Consider the following 19,567-nt stretch of genomic DNA (forward strand, 5'->3'; position numbering starts at 1 on the left):
AATCATTTACCGGTGTCGATCAGATGTTTTGCGAACGCCAATCCTTGATCGCGGGCGTCGCGCCATGTATTGGACGGATCGAGCACCGGCGCTTGCTGCAATACCCCGTCTATCAAAACGGCCCAGCAATACTTCCCGCCTCGGGCAATCGTGCTGGTGACTTTGATCACACTTCCTTTATGCTCCGTCTCGAATTGCGGCATGTATTTCCCGTAGATAGTTTTCAAAAGGAAAATCTACCATGTCAAACAGACACTTCATACTGGTAAAAATACAAGCTATTGCTGCCGAAAGCGGCGCCGATTGCTGTTCTCGCCGCTTTCCTGGGTTTAAACAGATGACAAACGTGATCCCAGGACGCGAGCAAACGGAAAATGGATTGGGACGACAAGCGCCAAGGTCCGGATCATCAATTTCATGTCTCATTAGAATCATGCTTATTAAAAAAAATGAGCGTCCAAGGACGCTCATTCGAAGCACAATTAAAAAGCTAGCTTACCGTTACCATGAAAAGCCAACTCCAGCATTGATTAATGTGCGCGTACCGGAAGTTGTGCTGACGCCGAACTTGATGACAGTATTCGGATTGACGCGAGCACTGGCGCCGAGGGCCAGAGCCGTGTAACCAGCATAACTGCCGATGCCGGCGCCCAACGCAAATGTCTTGCCGCTATCGACTTGCGGAAGACCGGCCAAGGCCCCAGCCATCGCCACGCCGCTAAAGGCGATGCGCTGAACATCCCCGACCTGGTTTTGCACGGCCGACAATTGCGAGACATTCACCGCATCGGTTGGATCGACGCCGGCCGCCACATTGGTGATCCGGCGCTCGCTGCCAGGAGCTCCGACAGATACGGTATTGGCTTGATCCGCTATCGAACCGGCGCCCAAGGCCACCGCATTGTTCCCGGTGGCTTGCGCCCCCGCCCCTGTCGCCACGGAGTTATTCCCCGAGGCCAGCGAATTCTGCCCAATCGCGACAGTAGGATCGCCAGTCGCCTGGGCATTGTTACCAATCGCCACCGATCCGGCCTGCGACGCCAAGGCGCGGAAGCCCACGGCAGTGGTATTGGCGTCGGTTGCCTGCGCGTTGGAACCGAATGCCGTTGCGCCGTCTTTGGTGGCCTGCGCACACAAGCCGGAACCGGTCGCATCGACACCCTTCACTGTGGTACAGGTTGCCGGCGTCACATTGTTGATCACCGCACCGCTGGTTCCACGCGTCTGCACCGTGCCATCGCTGTTGGCGCCGCCGATCGTAGTGGAACCGATCGTCGAACCATTCGCAGCAGCGGCAGCAGAGGCGTCCGCCAGCGGTTTCAGCGACGTCGACAATGAGCCGACACCGACCAGGCTTGTTGAGAGCGTGGTCAGTTGTCCCAGCCCGGTTGATATCGACGCAACGCCGGTTGACAAGGAATTGATGCCACTCGCCGCGGTGCTCAAGCCGCTTGAAGTTGAGGTCGACAGCGACGATACATTGCTGTTCGTGGTGCTCAGGCCGGTGGACAGCGAACTGATGCCGCTTGCCGCCGTGCTCAAGCCCGTCGAAGTCGATGTCGATAACGCCGACACATTGCTGTTGGTCGTACTCAGCCCCGTTGACAGCGAATTTACGCCGCTCTGCGCCGTACTGATCCCTGTCGACGTCGAGGTCGACAGCGATGTCACGTTGCTGTTAGTCGAGCTCAAGCCGGTTGACAGCGAATTGATGCCGGCCGACGTCGAAGTGGACAAAGACGATAACTGACTGAAGTTCACAGCATCGGTTGGCTTCACACCGGCAGCCACATTGGTCAGCGTCACCGGCGTTGTCGCGCCAACTCCTCCCAAAGTAACGCTGGTGTGGCCAGGGTTGTCATATTGAACCGAGTTGGCAACCCCTGTCGACAAGGAACCCACATTGCTATTCGTTGTACTCAGGCCAGTGGACAGCGAATTTACACCGCTTTGTGCCGTGCTGATGCCTGTCGAGGTCGAGGTCGACAGCGATGTCACGTTGCTGTTGGTGGTACTGAGCCCCGTTGACAGCGAACCGATATTGCTAGCGTTGGTGCTGATGCCGGTCGAGGTTGAAGTCGACAGCGAAGTCACGTTGCTGTTGGTTGTGCTCAGGCCTGTCGACAAGGAGCCAACATTGCTGTTAGTTGTACTCAACCCAGTCGACAACGAACCAATGTTGCTAGCGTTGGTGCTGATGCCGGTCGAGGTCGACGTCGACAACGAAGTCACGTTGCTGTTGGTCGTGCTCAACCCAGTCGACAGCGAGCCGATATTGCTGGCGTTGGTGCTGATGCCCGTTGAGGTCGAAGTCGACAACGATGTCACGTTACTGTTTGTCGTGCTCAGCCCTGTCGACAGTGAACCAATATTGCTGGCATTCGTGCTGATGCCGGTCGAGGTCGACGTTGACAGCGACGTCACGTTGCTATTGGTTGTGCTCAGACCAGTCGACAACGAGCCGATATTGCTGGCGTTGGTGCTGATGCCGGTCGAGGTCGAGGTCGACAGCGATGTCACGTTGCTGTTGGTTGTGCTCAGCCCGGTCGACAGCGAACCGATGTTGCTTGCGTTGGTGCTGATACCGGTCGAAGTCGACGTTGACAGCGAGGTCACATTGCTGTTGGTCGTGCTCAGGCCAGTCGACAGCGAACCGATGTTGCTGGCGTTGGTGCTGATGCCGGTCGAGGTCGACGTTGACAACGACGTTACGTTGCTGTTGGTCGTGCTCAAGCCGGTTGACAACGAACCAATGTTGCTGGCATTCGTGCTGATGCCGGTCGAAGTCGACGTTGACAACGACGTCACGTTGCTATTGGTAGTGCTCAGACCGGTCGACAATGAGCCGATGTTGCTAGCGTTCGTACTGATGCCAGTCGAGGTCGACGTCGACAGCGAGGTCACATTGCTGTTGGTTGTGCTCAGACCTGTCGACAGCGAGCCGATATTGCTGGCGTTCGTGCTGATGCCGGTCGAGGTCGACGTCGACAACGAAGTCACATTGCTGTTGGTCGTGCTCAGGCCAGTCGACAGCGAGCCGATATTGCTGGCGTTGGTGCTGATGCCCGTTGAGGTCGAGGTCGACAGCGATGTCACGTTACTGTTTGTCGTGCTCAGCCCTGTCGACAGTGAACCAATATTGCTGGCATTCGTGCTGATGCCGGTCGAGGTCGAGGTCGACAACGAGGTCACATTGCTGTTGGTCGTGCTCAAGCCGGTCGACAATGAACCAATGTTGCTGGCATTGGTGCTGATGCCGGTCGAAGTCGACGTCGACAGCGACGTCACGTTGCTGTTGGTCGTGCTCAGGCCAGTCGACAGCGAGCCCACATTGCTGTTCGTTGTGCTCAGACCGGTGGACAACGAATTCACGCCGCTTTGTGCTGTACTGATACCGGTCGAAGTCGAGGTTGACAGCGAGGTCACGTTGCTATTGGTTGTACTCAGCCCTGTCGACAGCGAACCGATATTGCTGGCGTTGGTGCTGATGCCGGTCGAAGTCGAGGTCGACAGCGAGGTCACATTGCTGTTGGTTGTGCTCAGGCCAGTCGACAGCGAACCGATGTTGCTGGCATTGGTACTGATGCCAGTCGAGGTCGACGTCGACAACGACGTCACGTTGCTGTTGGTCGTGCTCAAGCCGGTCGACAACGAACCAATGTTGCTGGCGTTGGTGCTGATGCCGGTCGAGGTCGACGTCGACAGCGAAGTCACATTGCTGTTGGTCGTGCTCAGGCCAGTCGACAGCGAACCGATATTGCTGGCATTGGTGCTGATGCCGGTCGAGGTCGAAGTCGACAACGATGTCACGTTGCTGTTGGTCGTGCTCAGGCCAGTCGACAAGGAACCGATATTGCTGGCGTTGGTGCTGATGCCGGTCGAGGTCGACGTCGACAGCGAAGTCACATTGCTGTTGGTCGTACTCAGCCCGGTCGACAGCGAACCGATGTTGCTGGCGTTGGTGCTGATGCCTGTCGAAGTCGAAGTCGACAGCGACGTCACATTACTGTCGGTGGAGCTCAAGCCGGTCGACAGCGAGCCAATATTGCTGGCGTTCGTGCTGATGCCGCTCGAAGTCGAAGTCGACAGCGACGTCACGTTGCTATTGGTTGTGCTCAGCCCTGTTGACAGCGAGCCAATATTGCTGGCGTTCGTGCTAATGCCTGTCGAGGTCGACGTCGACAGCGAGGTCACGTTGCTATTGGTCGTGCTCAGGCCAGTCGACAATGAACCTACATTGCTGTTGGTTGTGCTCAGCCCTGTTGACAGCGAACCAATGTTGCTGGCATTGGTACTGATGCCAGTCGAGGTCGACGTCGACAACGACGTCACGTTGCTATTGGTCGTGCTCAGGCCAGTCGACAATGAACCTACATTGCTGTTGGTTGTGCTCAGCCCTGTTGACAGCGAACCAATGTTGCTGGCATTGGTACTGATGCCAGTCGAGGTCGACGTCGACAATGACGTCACGTTGCTGTTGGTCGTGCTTAGGCCAGTCGACAGCGAGCCCACATTGCTATTCGTCGTACTCAGCCCAGTGGAAAGCGAATTCACACCGCTTTGTGCCGTGCTGATGCCGGTCGAGGCTGACGTCGACAGCGAAGTCACATTGCTGTTGGTCGTGCTCAGGCCAGTCGACAAAGAGCCAACATTGCTGTTCGTTGTACTCAGGCCAGTAGATAGCGAATTCACACCGCTTTGTGCCGTGCTGATGCCGGTCGAGGCTGACGTCGACAGCGATGTCACATTGCTGTTGGTCGTGCTCAGGCCAGTCGACAAAGAGCCCACATTGCTATTCGTTGTACTCAAACCTGTGGACAGCGAATTCACACCGCTTTGTGCCGTGCTGATGCCGGTTGAAGTCGACGTCGACAGCGAGGTCACGTTGCTGTTGGTCGTACTCAGCCCGGTCGACAGCGAACCCACATTGCTATTCGTTGTACTCAGTCCAGTGGACAGCGAATTCACACCGCTTTGTGCCGTGCTGATACCAGTCGAGGTCGAAGTCGACAGCGAAGTCACATTGCTGTTGGTGGAGCTCAGCCCTGTCGATAGCGACCCTACATTACTATTCGTGGTGCTCAGCCCAGTGGACAGCGAATTCACACCGCTTTGTGCCGTGCTGATACCAGCCGAGGTCGAAGTCGACAGCGAAGTCACATTGCTGTTGGTGGAGCTCAAGCCGGTCGACAACGAACCCACATTGCTATTCGTTGTACTCAGACCAGTAGACAGTGAATTCACTCCGCTTTGTGCCGTGCTGATGCCCGTCGAAGTCGAGGTTGACAACGATGATACGCTGCTATTGGTCGTACTCAAACCCGTCGAGGTCGAAGTTGACAGCGACGACACGTTGCTGTTGGTTGTGCTCAGACCTGTCGATAGCGAATTCACGCCGCTCTGTGCTGTGCTGATGCCCGTCGAAGCCGAGGTTGACAACGATGACACGCTGCTATTGGTCGTACTCAAACCCGTCGAGGTCGAAGTTGACAGCGACGACACGTTGCTGTTGGTTGTGCTCAGGCCTGTCGATAGCGAATTCACGCCACTTTGCGCTGTGCTGATACCCGTCGAAGTCGAGGTTGACAACGATGACACGCTGCTATTGGTCGTACTCAAACCCGTCGAGCTCGAAGTTGACAGCGACGACACGTTGCTGTTGGTTGTGCTCAGGCCTGTCGATAGCGAATTCACGCCGCTCTGTGCTGTGCTGATGCCCGTCGAAGTCGAGGTTGACAACGATGACACACTGCTATTGGTCGTGCTCAGACCGGTTGAGGTCGAAGTCGACAACGATGTCACGTTGCTGTTGGTAGTGCTCAGACCTGTTGAGGTCGAGGTCGATAACGATGTCACACTGCTGTTGGTTGTGCTTAGGCCTGTAGATGTTGAAGTCGACAACGAACTGAGTTGACTGAAATTCACTCCGTCAGTTGCTACTGTACCTGCCGCGACATTAGTAAGCTTATTTCCAGCCAAGCTGGCTCCGCCGGAAAATGTCGCAAGACCGCTACTGGAAAATGTCCCAGTTACGGCGCTATTGCCCTTTAGATTTATACCTGTAGGGCCGTAAAGCATAATACTTCCAGCTGGATTGTTTCCTGTACCACCAATATACATGTACGCCGACGTAGCACTAGCCGTCCCACCGTTTCCCGAATTATTTTCTGATATTACTACCCCCGTTCCTTGTGTAGCCGAAGGACCGCAATTTCCTTCCCCAGCTGCCCCTGCATCATTCATACCCTGCCAACCCGTCGATGTTACCCCTACCAAAGTCCAAGAGTTAAGGGTCGGGCCGGCACAATTTCCTATATACCCAGCCCACGCTATATCTGTAAAAAATCCCAATAAAAAAATAGCAGCAATGTTTTTAGCAATAGTCTTTGCAGAAAAATTCCGCCCCTCTGCTTCGGTGACCTGTGACACCGAGACATTGCCCTTCCCCTTGCAAGCATTTTTTGCCAATTCCCCCACTACGCAATAATCACCAGAGGTTTTATTCCAGATGACTCGGTAAACCTTATTCATTTTTATATCCCCAGAAATTTTCAACTAACAGGCCAAATCTGCTCTTCCAATCCATATGGGCTTCGCTGAAACAGAAACAGCCGCCTCCGCCGCCGCGAAATCGCTGACAACGAATTTGATATTTACTAATGTAGATGGATTTTTATGAGTTGCGACCTCACCAAACAATGCTTAACGAAACCATCAGGAAGCCGTAAGCATTTGTTGTTTTTGCATCGAATTAAATAAAAAATGACCCGCTGAAAAAGCCATGGCATTGAAAATGCAATGCAAAAAGCAAATGCCCTTTTGTCGAAAGCGAACCCGGATTAATTGCCCAAAAGAATTGTTTTGAATTTACGGAAGGACGCGAGGAGACCGCTAGCGTCAAGCTATAAAGCGCCTAGCCATCAACGGCGAAATATTCTTGATATCGACAAAAATGGCCACCCGCAGGAAATTTGGCGTGGTCCCGGCAATCACGGACGATCCATGAATCACGCATTGGATGGTGACTAACGAGAAAATATGTGCGCAAGAATGGCCGGGTATTCCGGATGCTGCTTAAGCGCGGAATTTTCAACGAAGCTCAACAAAATCGGCAAATGGCCATACCCCGCGCGCACGGCCTCTTTCACTCTAAGCACCGCTTCGTCAACCAGATCCATGGCAATCAAGGCCGCCAGGTGCGTTATGCGGATGTTGACGTTGGCCGTTGCCTGTGCGGCAATCAGCTCCAAGGCGCTGTCCCTGTCGCCGCATTGCGCGAGAACATAGGAGATGATGCCGGCAGCGTAGATCCAGGAAGAGCGGCTTAACGTTATTTGCCGTGCGGCGTGCGCCAGTTCCGGCTGCGGATCCGCAAACGCCAGCATGCCCAGCAAATACAGATAGACTTGCTGGCTGTCTGGATGGATGCGATATGCCTCGCGCGCGTGCTCGACAATATCGATGGCGCTTGCGCCGGCAGCGGCCAGGGACCGTGCATGCATGATCGATTGTTCAGGCGAGAAGGGATTCAATTCGATGGCGGAGGAGAACGCCGCGACGGCATCGGCAGCTGCGCCCGTCGCCAGCAGATGCAAGCCGTAATTGAAATGCGTGACAGGATTTTCCGGCGACAGAAGCAACGCTTGCTTATGCATGAAGCGAGCTTCATTAAACTGCCATTTGCCATCGAGAAGATTGGCCTTTTGCGACTGCAAACCCAATGCGCCAGGCTCGGTGCGCTCGATAGACCTCAGTATATTCTGCGCTTCGTCAATCATTTGCAGACCGCATGGCACTCCGTTGATCGCTCGACTAGCCATGCATTGGGCCAATACCAGTTTCGCCGGAATGTAATCAGGCGCTTGAGAGATGACATCGTTGATAATCGATCCCGCTCGGTCATAAGCCGCCGGTGAATGGTTCTGCAGCACTTGCTGCGCATAGAAACATGCAGCCGTTACCGAAGGATGCACCTTGACCGTACCGGATTGACGGCCGCGATCCGATGACACCAGGACCGATGCATCGGCTTCCTCTGGCTGGATGGTCAGGCGATATCCGAGCCCATACAATGAATCGATTTTTATCATACCAATATGGGACAGCACCCGCCGCAGTTGCGCCATGCAGCGCGCAAGACTTTCATTAGACATCCGCCCATTCCATACATGCTGGGCAAAATCCTTTTTTGAAACCGATTTCGGCCATGCGTGAAGCAACAGACTTAATGCTCCCCTCTCTTTGGGCGGCAGATCCAGTATCGCGTTTTTATAAGCCACAAATCCATGTTGATCGACCGTAAATCCAACAGATGCGGGAGCAATGCCCGAAATTTTCCGATGCCAGGGCTGCATTTTCTTTTCTTGTAATATTCGAAAACAACTATTGCTTTATCTCTTACTGTCTGACATTTCTCGTCTGCGATCAGCGCCACAGTCAACGACATGGAATTCAATTAAATAATATTGAAAGCCGTTTTATATTCAGTAATTTCTCCAGCTGATTTCACTTGGAAAAAATATCGTTTTCTTCCAAATTCTTCCTGGGCTCTTCTCATGCTATCTGCACTTTGAAGCGTTGTAACGACAATACGCCTTAGCTTGCCAAATCATCATAAAGACGTAATTATTGGTTGCAATCAGGCCACTGCCGTCATGACTCTGACATACCGCTCCACTCGGCGCGGCGTTGCCTGTTTTCTTCCAGCACGTCCTCGAGCATTCGGCGCACCTCGACCTTTCTTCTCGCAATTGCCACGAACGTTTCTTCAGTCGGATGTTCAAAAATATTCGTGTCGCGTCCTTCATCGGCACTCTGAAATTCAGCCATCAATTTCTCCCGGATCTGTTCAAATCAGACGCACGCACAAATTCTTCCGCCTGCATCCAGAAATTTCACGCCCCAGCTACTTAAGTCGCCCCTACCAATGACAGCCAGTTCACATCCGCCTCGCTTTCCCTATTTTGCTCCGCGCCGTTTCTGAACGGAGTTACAGAGGCGGTATAAATTTGACGCTCGACTCTTCTGGTTTTTCTTCTGACGGCGCTTTCCGTCTGCTGATCAGCATATTCGGCAACCTTCTCCATCGCGGCGCGCAGCTCCTTCTCTCCGCCCAGATCTTGCACGATCTGGTGCCAGCAGCCGCTCTGATTCCAGCGCCTGAACCGCATATAAATGGCATTCCATCCTCCGAATTGAGATGGCAACTCGCGCCAGCAGCAGCGTCCGGATACATGCAGAAGGACTGCCTCGATAAATAAGCGATTATTGCGCCCGCTTGCGCCAGGAGCACCTGGCCTGCCAAGCAGTAGCGGCTCCAATTTTTCCCATTGATCATCTCGAAGAATCATGACTGGCACCCACTAAGTAAGAGATATAAGGCAACCGCAACGTGGTCGGCACAGAATGCAATATATGTGATTCCCCTCTCCGTGTGACATACAAAGACAATGATTAACGAAATCATCAAGAAGACGTAATCATTTGTGGCGTCTATTCACTTGAAGATGATGCGATACAAAGATCACTTACGAAGCGCAGTGAAGAGAATGAAATGCATGCTGGCGAGAAAAAGCTTTACCAAACGATATGGAAATTGACAACCATTGTGAAAGCCCGCGTAAAGGAATGGACTGCCGGCAGATTGCTCTCTAGGATGTCAGGCTTGATTACCACGCGTTACAAGCTATATGGAAATGATCACCGAGGACAAAATACTCGATGCATGCATCGATAAAATCTCAAACCTGGCAGCGCTTACGCTTTACGGCATGAATGCTATCGGCCAGGTGCATGTCGCGATCAATGGGGTGTGCCGCTTTGGGCGGCAGCAGTCGATTAGCCAGACTTAAATTATTGCGGGATCGGAGATGTCGATATACGGCGAAAAACTAACTGATGGTCACTGGGAAAAATTAAACTTCATTTTGTCGCTTCCCAAAGGTGCGCATCATTTCAGAAAAGATAATCGTTTGTTCATTGAGGCAGTATTGTGGGTAGTGCTGAATCATGAATCATGGCGCAACCTGCCCTCCAGATTTGGAAAATGGCCTGCCCATTACCTCCGCTTGCTCGACTGGCATCAGCGCAAAATCTGGCGCTCCTTGGCAAGCAATCAGATTGAAGATCAAGAACTGCAATTCCTTTTGAATCAGATTGTGTTGTTCTGCGAGCGCTTTGATCAAAAAAAGCAGTAATGAAACATAGAATATTTCTCCCGCCGGCATCGCTCATTCCGGCGGCATGCGGGAAAACACCTTGGCATGCACCTGGGCGTAATCCGGATGCTGTTTCAAGGCAGCGTTTTCTGGCACGTTGAGTAAAAAAGGCAGGACGCCAAATCCGGTTTCGGCCGCAGCCTTCACTTTTGCCATCGCCTCGTCAAGCATTCCCATGGCAATTAAGGCCGCCAGATGTATGCCGTGAACGCTGCTATGCTCTGCAATGATTTCCCGCGCTCCCGCATGATCGCCGCAACGCGCAAGTATGTATGCCACGCCCCTGGACGTGAGGGCGTGCGCATAGCGGTTCTTTTCCACGAAATGACGTGCGGCGTGGGCGAGTTCCGGCTGCGGATCCACCCAGGCCAAGGTATAGAGCAAAACCACATAAGCCCAAGGACTATCCGGATGAGAGAGATAGGCGCTTCGTGCTTGCGCCAGTACTTCGGCCGGATCCATGTTTGCGCAAGCGCAGGCGCGCACCAGCATAGTGGCGATGTTCGCTGAAAACGGATTGAGTTGCGCCGCGAAACGGAAAGCGTTAACGGCCTCGGATCCGGCATTGGCGTAGATCAGATGATATCCATAGCGATAATAAGCGACGTCATCGTCGGGAGACATTTGCAAGGCCCGTTCGTGCGCGCCCCTGGCCTCATCGAAATGCCATTTGCAATCGAGAAGATGGCCGGTCAGCGATTGCAAGCCTTGCAGATAGGGCTCGCTATCCTGGACGATTCTTAGTTGGTCAAGCGCATCGTCGATTTGCGAGCGCTGTATATTCGCATCAAAAAACCCCCTCTCGGCGACGTATTGCGCGAGCAACAGCTTGGCCATCATATAGTCGGGAGCCTTGGACACGACATTTCTGAGTATTGATTCAGCTTGGGAAAAGGCATCCTGCGAACGGCGTTCAAGTAATTGCCGGGCGTGGATGCAAGCCTCGATTAGCGCAGCATGGGGCTTTGCCGCATCGGATTTTGGGGGGGAATGCGCAATCGCCGGCACGGCGGACAATCGCCGCACTTTATCCGACAAAATCGCCAGGCGATAACCTTGGCCATATAGGGAATCGATCTGCACGACGCCAAGATTGGAGAGAGCCCGGCGCAGTTGCGTAATGCAGCGGGCCAAACTTTCGTCCGACATGCGCCCGGCCCATACTTTTTTTGAAAAATCTTCCTTTGAAACGACTTTCGGCCACGCATTCAGCAACAGACGGAAGGCTCCGCGTTCTTTTGGAGGCAAAAAGAGAAGTGAGTCTTTGTAAGAAACAAAACCATCCCGGTCTATATCGAACCCGGCGGATACAGGATCTATATCGGCAAGTGCGCCTGATGAATTTTGCATTTCCAGTGGCCCAAAGTATTTCATGCCATCTTTACAATCATCGATAGCCAAATTCGCATCACGCAAATTCTATCTATTATTCGATACCGATTGTGTCTCTTTCCCATTGAATTTGCTCAACTGAAAAATGCTTCCTCTCTCCTGGAAAACCTCTTTCGTTAAAAAGATAGTTTGCAGAAAAACTCGCTCTCCGGTTGATCCGAATTTCCTGACGCAGATCAATATGCATTTGACCACGAAAGACGTTATATTGAGATTGCCGTTAAATTTATTTTCCGGGCATCCTGGAAAATACCTTGGCGTGCACCCGGGGATAATCCGGATGCTGTTTCAACGCGTCGCATTCCGGAACGCTGATTGAAAAAGGCAAGACGCCGAACCCGGTTTCAGCAGCGGCATTCACTTTCTCCATCGCCTCGTCGAGCATTCCCATGGCGACTAACGCCGCCAGATGTATTCCATGGGTGCTGCTATGCTTCTCAATGATTTCCAGCGCCCCCGCATGATCGCCGCAACGCGCAAGTACGTATGCTACGGCCCTCGACGAAAGGGCGTGCGCATAGCGGTTCTTTTGCACGAAATGCCGCGCCGCATGGGCGATTTCCGGCTGCGGATCTACCCAGGCCAGCGTGTAGAGCAGATTCACATAAGCTGAAGGACTATCCGGATGAGCTGAATATGCGCTTCGCGCATGAACAAGCACGTCGGCGGGATCCATGTTTGCGCAAGCGTAGGCACGCACCAGTCCGACCGCCATATTCGGCGAGAATGGATTGAGTTGAACGGCAGAACGCAAAGCGCTGACGGCCTCGGACGGAGCATTGCTGGTCAGCAGGTGAAAGCCATAACGATAATAGGCGACGTCATCATCAGGCGACATTTGCAGCGCCTGTTCGTGCGCGCCCTTGGCGTCATCGAAATGCCACTTGCAATCGAGGAGGTAGCCGATCTGTGATTGCAGGCCTTGCAAATATGGCTCGGCATCTTGAACGGATCTTAACTCGCCAAGAGCATCGTCGATTTGCGAGCGCTGTATGTTCCCATCGAAAAAGGCTCTGTCGGCCACGTATTGTGCGAGCAACAGCTTCGCCACCATATAGTCGGGGGCCTTGGAGATCACATTTTTGAGTATCGATTCAGCCTGGGAAAAGGCATCCAGAGAACGGCGTTCAAGCAATTGCCGGGCGTGGATGCAAGCCTCGACTAATGCGGCATGGGGCTTTGCCACATCGGATTTGCGGGAATGAACCGCCGCCGGCGCAGGTGATAACCGCCGCACTTTATCCGATAAAATCGTCAGACGATAACCTTGGCCATAAAAGGCATCGATCTCCACCACGCCTAGATTGGAGAGGGCCCGGCGCAGCTGCGCGATGCAGCGGGCCAAACTTTCATCCGACATGCGCCCAGCCCAGACATTTTTTGAAAAATCTTCCTTTGAAACGACTTTCGGCCACGCATTGAGCAGCAAACGAAAGGCCCCGCGTTCCTTGGGAGGCAGAAAGAGAAGTGAATTTTTGTAAGAAACAAAACCATCCCGGTCTACATCGAACCCGGCGGATGCAGGATCTATATCGGCAAGTGCGTCTGATGAGTTATGCATTTCCAGCGATCCGAATCATTTCATGCGATCTTTACAATCATCGACAACCAAATTTGCATCATTCATATTCTATCTACTATTCAATGCCGATTGTTACGCTTTCCCAAGGGATTTGCATGATAACAAGGTCTCCTCTGAAGTATCTCCCCCGGATGGACAGCCGCAATTTCCCCATTGTCTTTACATGCAATGCGAATGTTAGTATGGCTAAAAAAGCGCTTCAGCCGAGCAAGGCCTAATGCGCTGGGAACGGCACATTGAAACGGATTGCCGGGATTATTTGGAAGCGGACTTGCAGATGGGCTGTGGCAAAAGTCATTGCATATGCAGCTTCAAATTTCAATGCGTCCGGCCCGATCCGGATAGCTTGACTTGACGCTATCGGAGCTTGGCTAGTGCCTGGCACTCCTCCTGAAAGCATGCAAATTATTCGCAAACAATGATGCAATTGATAATCATTGTAAAAACTCTCCGAAAGCTATGGACCGATGGCAGCTTGATCTCTAAGATTACTTCCTTAGTTGGCAAGCATCATGAATCACATGAAAATGAACAGCGGCGCCTTTAGGTGAGAATGCTATAGGCCACATGCACGTTGTAATAGGCGAGCTTTGCCGCCAAGCCGGCAAACTCCACGGCTAAATGACTATTCAATTAATTCTTACTGGCGCCGGCAGCATCGGTAACGGCATACTCAAGCTGCTGTCGCGCAGCGACGACTGTTTCCCGACCATGGCTGACCGCGATCCGCAACGCCGCCCTGCCGGCCTGCCCTTATTTCCTGGCACCGGTCATCGCAGCAAGGGCCAAGGCCGCCGATTCGCACTATGTCGACCTGACCGAAATTGCAGAGAGCACCCGTTTCGTCAAATCGATCGCCCAGGACCCTAGCACCGCCTCGTAGAATCTAGCAGGAAAAACATCCATGCCAAAAGTATCAGTAGTCATACCGACATTTAATGCGCACCTCCACATTCAGGCGACATTAAATTCAATACTCGCGCAAAAAGACGTCGATTTCGAAGTACTGATACTAGATGACGCAAGTACCGATAACACGCTTGATCTAATCGGGGCGGTTGGAGACAAGCGGGTCCGAATTTATCGCCATGAAAATAATCAGGGCCGCATAGCCAACGCCAATCGCGCTTTCGACTTAGCGCGCGGTGAGTATATCGCTCGCCTGGATCACGACGATCTTGCGGACCCCGAGCGTTTGCTCCAGCAGACACGGTTTCTTGACACACATCTTGATGTCACGGTTGTCGGCAGCCAGATCCAGCATTTTGGGCTCGAAGAAGGACGCAGTGATTTCCCGCTTGATGATGGGCGTATCAAGGCCCGTTTCATCAGTGGTAATGCATATCTTGCCAATCCCAGCGTCATGTTTCGCCGCGATTTCGTCCAAAGCCATGCGCTCAGGTACGACCCGAATCTTTATATAACAGACGATCTGGGTTTTTGGTTTGATTGCCTGCTGCTGGGAGCGCGGTTTGCCAATTTACCTGGTGCATTGACCTCATACCGCATTCATGGCGGCATGACCTCACTCAACCTGAATGCGAACCTTCTATATCAAGGCAAAGAGCGGCTGTATGCGCGCATGTTGCCCGCCTTCTTCCCCCGGCTTAGCGGACATGACATACGTCACCTGATGCTGCTGTACAAGTACAGATTCGATGCGCCGCTCGAATTGGAATCATTGGGCGCTTTACATCGAGCCGTAGCAGTTGCCTTGCGCGAAATTGACCCGCGCTGGGGACTGGACGTTGAAGAAACCAAGGCCTGCCTGGTATCGTTGCTGAACCAACGGCGTGCCGAATGGAGTCACGCCAAATATCTGGATGTCAAGGATATAGCTGCTCTGGACCGTTTGTTCTATCAAGAGCTTCAATGACGCATCTGCACCGTTCGTTGCAAATATTTTTGATCATTTCTTATTTGATTTCCATCGACATGCCAACATCAGAAATGATCAAAAACAATCACAACCAGCTTGAAGAAAACACGCATCAAGCAAATAGCGACAACCTAAATCATTTAAGAGTGGAGTATTTATAATGCCTATCGCTGACAATGAATTGGCCGAATATTTTTACGGCAATCAAGGACGTTATATGCGGAAATGGTCGCATTATTTCGAAGCGTACGAATGGCATTTCCAACGATTCAAAGGCAAGCCGCTTCATATCCTCGAAATTGGCTGCTATCACGGTGGATCCCTACAGATGTGGCGGCACTATTTTGGTCCACAGATCCATGTGCATGGGGTAGATATCGATGTCCGATGCAAACAATTAGAGGAAGCGGATGTGTCGATCTATATCGGCGACCAAGGCGATGACAATTTCCTGAATCGGCTTGTCTCGCAATTGCCTCCACTCGACATTATTATTGACGACGGCGGACATTTCATGCATCAGCAAATAAAGTCCTTCGACGTCTTGTTCCCACATCTCAAAGATGGCGGCATATATGTATGTGAAGATCTGCACACCAGCTACTGGACCAGCCATGGCGGCGGCTACCGCAAGCGGGATACTTTCATAGAAATGTCAAAAGATTTAATCGACCAACTCAATGCATGGCATTCAAAAGATGCGGAGAGCTTCGCGGTCAATGAGCAGACTCGGCATATGCATTCACTGCACTTTTACGACAGCATGCTGGTTATCGAAAAGCGCGAACGGACACGTCCTATTGAATATGAATCGGGAAAGCGCGTCTTCGATTCGGATCCTACCGGGCAACCTTATACCAATAAGGTGTAAGGAAACCGCAGCGGCCGCGATCTGGCTGGCATTCGCCAGCACCGCGATTCGCTGAAAATCACGCACTAAAGCCGATGCCGGATCGGATTGCCAGCCGTTGCGATTTCTTTTCCGCGAGCAAGGAGTCGCGCCTCTCCAGGCAGGTAGGCAAGCAATCATGAAACGCGATTGTTTCAGATAATTCTTCAGAAGACGCAACGAGACACGGCGAATCCACGTCTGTTCGGCAACGGCAAACCGCGCGATTCTGCATTCCATATGCGTTGATTGCGCGTCAAAAGACACACATCATTTTCTATTCATGATGAATTTGAAAACTCTTGTGAAATGCCGCCCAAGCGAATAGACAGACAGTCTATCTATCCCTAATATCCTCTTAACTATATCTATGGCAGTTCTGTTTTCTGGAGCAGGTAATGGGCGCTCAGCTCGAAAATTATTTGGACGATGAGTATTTCAAAAAAATTGAAACGCTGGCAGCCCTGTCGCTCTACGGTCAAAACGTCAAAATCGCGACACATCACATCGTCAAGGATATTTGCCACTTTGCCAGGAACAACGCCGACAACCCTAAAGCGTATTTGCTGGCGTTAAAAGACCAATTAAGCACTGCGGCCAAACACACACATCCCAGCATGTCGGGTTACAAATCGACCTTGGAATACGCAGCTTGGCTGATTGCCATTCATAAGGCCTGACCAGTTGCTGACTGTCCTCGCTACTTCTTCGTATGGCGTTGCCAGGTGCTTTGCAATGTCGAAATAAAAATGAGATGGGACGCAATGTTTTTTGTAAATTTTCCAGCAGCAATTTTAATGATTGGCTCGTTGTTTATCTCCCTTCCATTGCATGCAGAGGAAATGCTGACATCCACAAGCAATGATTATTGGGAACTGAAGATTTCTCCGTATACCTATCATTATCAATACAGTCCCGAACATAAAGATGTGGTTTTGATCGGCATAGAACATCATCGAAGTGATCAATGGTTCATCGGGGGAGCGCTGTTCTCCAACTCCTTTGGACAACCGACAGGTACCGCGTATATGGGCTACACATGGGATCGACTATTTGGACAGTCCGCCCTTTATGCCAAATTGGGAGTTGGACTAATGTACGGGTATGTGGGGAAGTACAAAGATAAAGTCCCGCTTAATTACAACGGGTTATCGCCGATCCTGGTGCCTGCTGTGGGTTGGAAAATAACGTCAAGGGATGCAGTCGATGTTTCCTTGCTTGGGATAGCCGGGCTTCTATTTTCCTACAATCGAAAGTTTTAGATTGACGTGGACCCACTCTCTTGAATATCGCCGCCTGTGAGTTTTTTTTCCTGCGGTATCGGCCCGCTCATTTCTCAAGTCCGCCATCCAGCGAGCACAGGATAGTTAAATTGAAATATATTGCATGCCCTCACTGCCGCAGATTGATCATACGCGGCGCTAATGTTTGCCGAGGCTGCGCAGCCGAAGTCGAGTACGGCATGCCATTGGTCGTATATGTCACAGTTGCCACGTTAAGCGTGGCCCTGGAATACAAAATATCAAATATCGTTCCCGGCGAACTGGCATTCGTCGCGTGGGGTGTGGGGATAGGAGCTTTCGCGGCGGGCATCATCATCCTGAGAAAAATGTTCAGGCATCGTGTCTTTTTCAAGCGGCTCCCCGCTCACAAGAATTCAGACAGACGTCATTGACCCTATGCCCTGTTCATCACATTCTCCAGGGGGACCAGATCGGGCAGCGCTACGCTGGCCAGAGCCATCCAAAACGATAGGCCGCAAACCGCCCTATCGTCTCGCCAAGAAAATGACGTCGCCATGGCGATGAACAGCGAAGAACAAAGTCGCCTTCCTGGTCAGGCTGGCGCCTTGGAACACTAGAGCGCGACACAGAAACCCACCCAATATGCCAATCGCAAAAAATCCCGGCGCAGCCAAGAACCAAGACGGAACATGGAACCACGCGGCGTTGAAAGCCGAACACATGGCGCTGATCAATGCCGGCAGCATTGCGCCTACCCGGATGCTATCCAACCGGTATGGCGTTTCCGTAACGACGATAAAAGAAGTCTTGGCTGAAATTGCCGCGGCAAATGCAAGCAACAATCCCCCGATTCTTCATAGCCATGACCCGTTTGGACGTTGCAAACGTCTAGTTTGAGCGTCCTTTTATCAAGCAATGACTCAGAAACTACAACTGATATGAAAACATCGAAGACGGAAAATATGCCCACACCGCAGAAACCAGGTCAAGCCGCGGTGCGGGGATCGCCAGCCGCTCCCGCTGCACCGCAATTGTTTTCAATGAACTATACGAGGCCGACTTACCGGAGTGCGGTAGAAATCAGCTATTCCTGGGCTTCAAGATCAGTCCTGGCGGGACTATCAAAGATATGAACCGTTTGGAATCATTCGATATAGAAGAGGCTGACAAATTCATGAAAATATTGACGAAACCATTGCTGTTGCTTGTGCTGGCATTTGGCGGAAATCAGCTGGCACATGCGGAAGAAGATAACTGGGGCAGCTTGAACAACCAGGCTGTGGCGCTGAGCCAGCAAGGACAGTTTACCGCCGCCATCATCGCAGAGAAGGCCGCTCTCCAAGTCATCCAGGGAACAGCCGCCTCGCTGCCTCTGGATGTTGCGGGAATAATGAGTAATCTTGCGTGGCTATACTCTACCCAAAAACAATATGCACTGGCAGAGCCGCTTCTCAAGCGCGTGCTGGCGATAAAGGAGCTGATACTTGGTAAGGACCATCGAGATATCGCCAACACGCTCAGCCAGCTGGCCTTGGTATATCGCCAGACCGGACGAGAGGAAAATGCCGGATACGCCGAAAAACGTGCTGCAGCCATTCTTGCAATGCCGTGATACTCATTTCGGGATACGGTCACGCTCAACTCAGAGCGGTCCGCGTCATCCGCTTTCCATACCGCTCGCTGGCTGGGCGAAATCTGGAAACGGATTTCTCAAATCGGAAGAGCGATTCCTTGCTCGTCAAACCTAGCGGTCGCACTGCAGATAACCGTTGATGTTGCTGAAGCTTCCGCTTCTGCAGGAAGAAATCGAGACGGATGACTGTACCCTGCGGTTGCCGCTGCCGCCGCAGCTGGCTTCCAGTACGCCGTTACGTACGCCAATATCGCTGCAAGACTGCAGATAGCTCCCCGGCGGCAAATCCCTGTTGTTGCGGCCATGGTCACGGCCGCCGGCACATTGCAAGTTGCCGTTGATATTTTCAAAATTCCCGCTTCGGCACGAATACAGCGCCGTCGATGTACGCACGCTGCCATTACCGTTGCCGCAGGTGGCTTCCAGCACGCCGCGCCGCACGATGATATCGCGGCAAGACTGCCGATAACTGCCTGGAGGTGCCCAATCGTCGTCGCCGCGCGAGTAGTCCCTGCCATAGCCGCCGCCATATGCCGGAACTGGCGCCGGCGTATAGCCGTAGTTGCCCGAACTGGAATACTGGCTGTAACCGCCGGAATATGGATCTGCGGCGCATGCCGTCAGCCCAAGCACGACTAGCGCAGCGATTGCAGATCTGAGCATCAAAATTCCTTTCAAAAAAATGCCCGCCAACTTCTCAGTTGCGGGCAAAAGGTACATCAGGGATGGGA

At 52.4% G+C, this 19,567-nt stretch carries 16 protein-coding genes and 1 pseudogene; 8 read left to right on the forward strand and 9 right to left on the reverse strand.

Annotated elements, in window-relative coordinates; genetic code table 11:
- Positions 1 to 2 precede the first annotated feature (2 nt).
- The 6 genes and pseudogenes from KHU30_RS06785 to KHU30_RS06805 form a co-directional block, all read right to left on the reverse strand.
- The gene (locus KHU30_RS06785; RefSeq protein ID WP_211441800.1) at positions 3 to 227 is read right to left on the reverse strand and encodes a hypothetical protein; all 225 of its coding nucleotides are present in this window, start codon (positions 225 to 227) and stop codon (positions 3 to 5) included.
- A gap of 274 nt (positions 228 to 501) precedes the next feature.
- Positions 502 to 5,043 carry a beta strand repeat-containing protein gene (locus KHU30_RS25830; protein WP_456236962.1) on the reverse strand — a complete coding sequence of 1,514 codons (4,542 nt, stop codon included), beginning with the start codon at positions 5,041 to 5,043 and terminating at the stop codon, positions 502 to 504.
- A gap of 861 nt (positions 5,044 to 5,904) precedes the next feature.
- Positions 5,905 to 6,531, reverse strand: a pseudogene (locus KHU30_RS25835) (ESPR-type extended signal peptide-containing protein); the annotation flags it as partial.
- 494 nt (positions 6,532 to 7,025) lie between these two features.
- A complete protein-coding gene (locus KHU30_RS06795; protein WP_211441801.1) occupies positions 7,026 to 8,354 on the reverse strand; it encodes a winged helix-turn-helix domain-containing protein in 1,329 nt (442 codons plus the stop codon).
- 298 nt (positions 8,355 to 8,652) lie between these two features.
- On the reverse strand, positions 8,653 to 8,829 hold the full coding sequence (locus KHU30_RS06800; RefSeq protein ID WP_211441802.1) for a hypothetical protein: 177 nt from the start codon (positions 8,827 to 8,829) through the stop codon (positions 8,653 to 8,655).
- An 80-nt stretch (positions 8,830 to 8,909) separates the two neighbouring features.
- Positions 8,910 to 9,350, reverse strand: coding sequence for a transposase (locus tag KHU30_RS06805; protein WP_211441803.1), 441 nt, complete (start codon positions 9,348 to 9,350; stop codon positions 8,910 to 8,912).
- Between the two features lie 339 nt (positions 9,351 to 9,689).
- On the opposite strand from KHU30_RS06805, the gene KHU30_RS06810 reads away from it, so the two are divergent.
- Positions 9,690 to 9,851 (forward strand): hypothetical protein, encoded by a 162-nt coding sequence (locus tag KHU30_RS06810; protein ID WP_211441804.1) that lies wholly within the window; start codon positions 9,690 to 9,692, stop codon positions 9,849 to 9,851.
- An 18-nt stretch (positions 9,852 to 9,869) separates the two neighbouring features.
- Entirely contained in the window at positions 9,870 to 10,196 is a 327-nt protein-coding gene (locus KHU30_RS06815) for a transposase (protein WP_211441805.1), read from the forward strand.
- 33 nt (positions 10,197 to 10,229) lie between these two features.
- On the opposite strand, the gene KHU30_RS06820 is transcribed toward KHU30_RS06815, so the two are convergent.
- Together KHU30_RS06820 and KHU30_RS06825 are read right to left on the reverse strand one after the other, a co-directional pair.
- Positions 10,230 to 11,633, reverse strand: a complete 1,404-nt coding sequence (locus KHU30_RS06820; RefSeq protein WP_211441806.1) for a winged helix-turn-helix domain-containing protein — start codon at positions 11,631 to 11,633, stop codon at positions 10,230 to 10,232.
- A gap of 202 nt (positions 11,634 to 11,835) precedes the next feature.
- On the reverse strand, positions 11,836 to 13,170 hold the full coding sequence (locus KHU30_RS06825) for a winged helix-turn-helix domain-containing protein (protein WP_211441807.1): 1,335 nt from the start codon (positions 13,168 to 13,170) through the stop codon (positions 11,836 to 11,838).
- A 925-nt stretch (positions 13,171 to 14,095) separates the two neighbouring features.
- Here KHU30_RS06825 and KHU30_RS06830 point away from each other — a divergent pair.
- The 6 genes from KHU30_RS06830 to KHU30_RS06855 all read left to right on the forward strand — a co-directional run bounded on the left by KHU30_RS06830 (position 14,096) and on the right by KHU30_RS06855 (position 18,815).
- Positions 14,096 to 15,067 (forward strand): glycosyltransferase family 2 protein, encoded by a 972-nt coding sequence (locus KHU30_RS06830; RefSeq protein ID WP_211441808.1) that lies wholly within the window; start codon positions 14,096 to 14,098, stop codon positions 15,065 to 15,067.
- 163 nt (positions 15,068 to 15,230) lie between these two features.
- The gene (locus tag KHU30_RS06835; RefSeq protein WP_211441809.1) at positions 15,231 to 15,941 is read left to right on the forward strand and encodes a class I SAM-dependent methyltransferase; all 711 of its coding nucleotides are present in this window, start codon (positions 15,231 to 15,233) and stop codon (positions 15,939 to 15,941) included.
- Positions 15,942 to 16,357: 416 nt separating this feature from the next.
- On the forward strand, positions 16,358 to 16,639 hold the full coding sequence (locus KHU30_RS06840; protein WP_211441810.1) for a hypothetical protein: 282 nt from the start codon (positions 16,358 to 16,360) through the stop codon (positions 16,637 to 16,639).
- Positions 16,640 to 16,708: 69 nt separating this feature from the next.
- Positions 16,709 to 17,221 carry an ABC transporter ATP-binding protein gene (locus tag KHU30_RS06845; RefSeq protein ID WP_211441811.1) on the forward strand — a complete coding sequence of 171 codons (513 nt, stop codon included), beginning with the start codon at positions 16,709 to 16,711 and terminating at the stop codon, positions 17,219 to 17,221.
- A 624-nt stretch (positions 17,222 to 17,845) separates the two neighbouring features.
- Complete coding sequence (locus tag KHU30_RS06850) at positions 17,846 to 18,100, forward strand: hypothetical protein (RefSeq protein WP_211441812.1); 255 nt, start codon at positions 17,846 to 17,848, stop codon at positions 18,098 to 18,100.
- A gap of 232 nt (positions 18,101 to 18,332) precedes the next feature.
- On the forward strand, positions 18,333 to 18,815 hold the full coding sequence (locus tag KHU30_RS06855) for a tetratricopeptide repeat protein (protein WP_211441813.1): 483 nt from the start codon (positions 18,333 to 18,335) through the stop codon (positions 18,813 to 18,815).
- A 132-nt stretch (positions 18,816 to 18,947) separates the two neighbouring features.
- On the opposite strand, the gene KHU30_RS06860 is transcribed toward KHU30_RS06855, so the two are convergent.
- Positions 18,948 to 19,499, reverse strand: a complete 552-nt coding sequence (locus KHU30_RS06860) for a CVNH domain-containing protein (protein ID WP_211441814.1) — start codon at positions 19,497 to 19,499, stop codon at positions 18,948 to 18,950.
- Positions 19,500 to 19,567 lie beyond the last annotated feature (68 nt).

It is taken from the genome of Collimonas humicola (assembly GCF_018304945.1).
Lineage (GTDB): Bacteria > Pseudomonadota > Gammaproteobacteria > Burkholderiales > Burkholderiaceae_D > Collimonas > Collimonas humicola.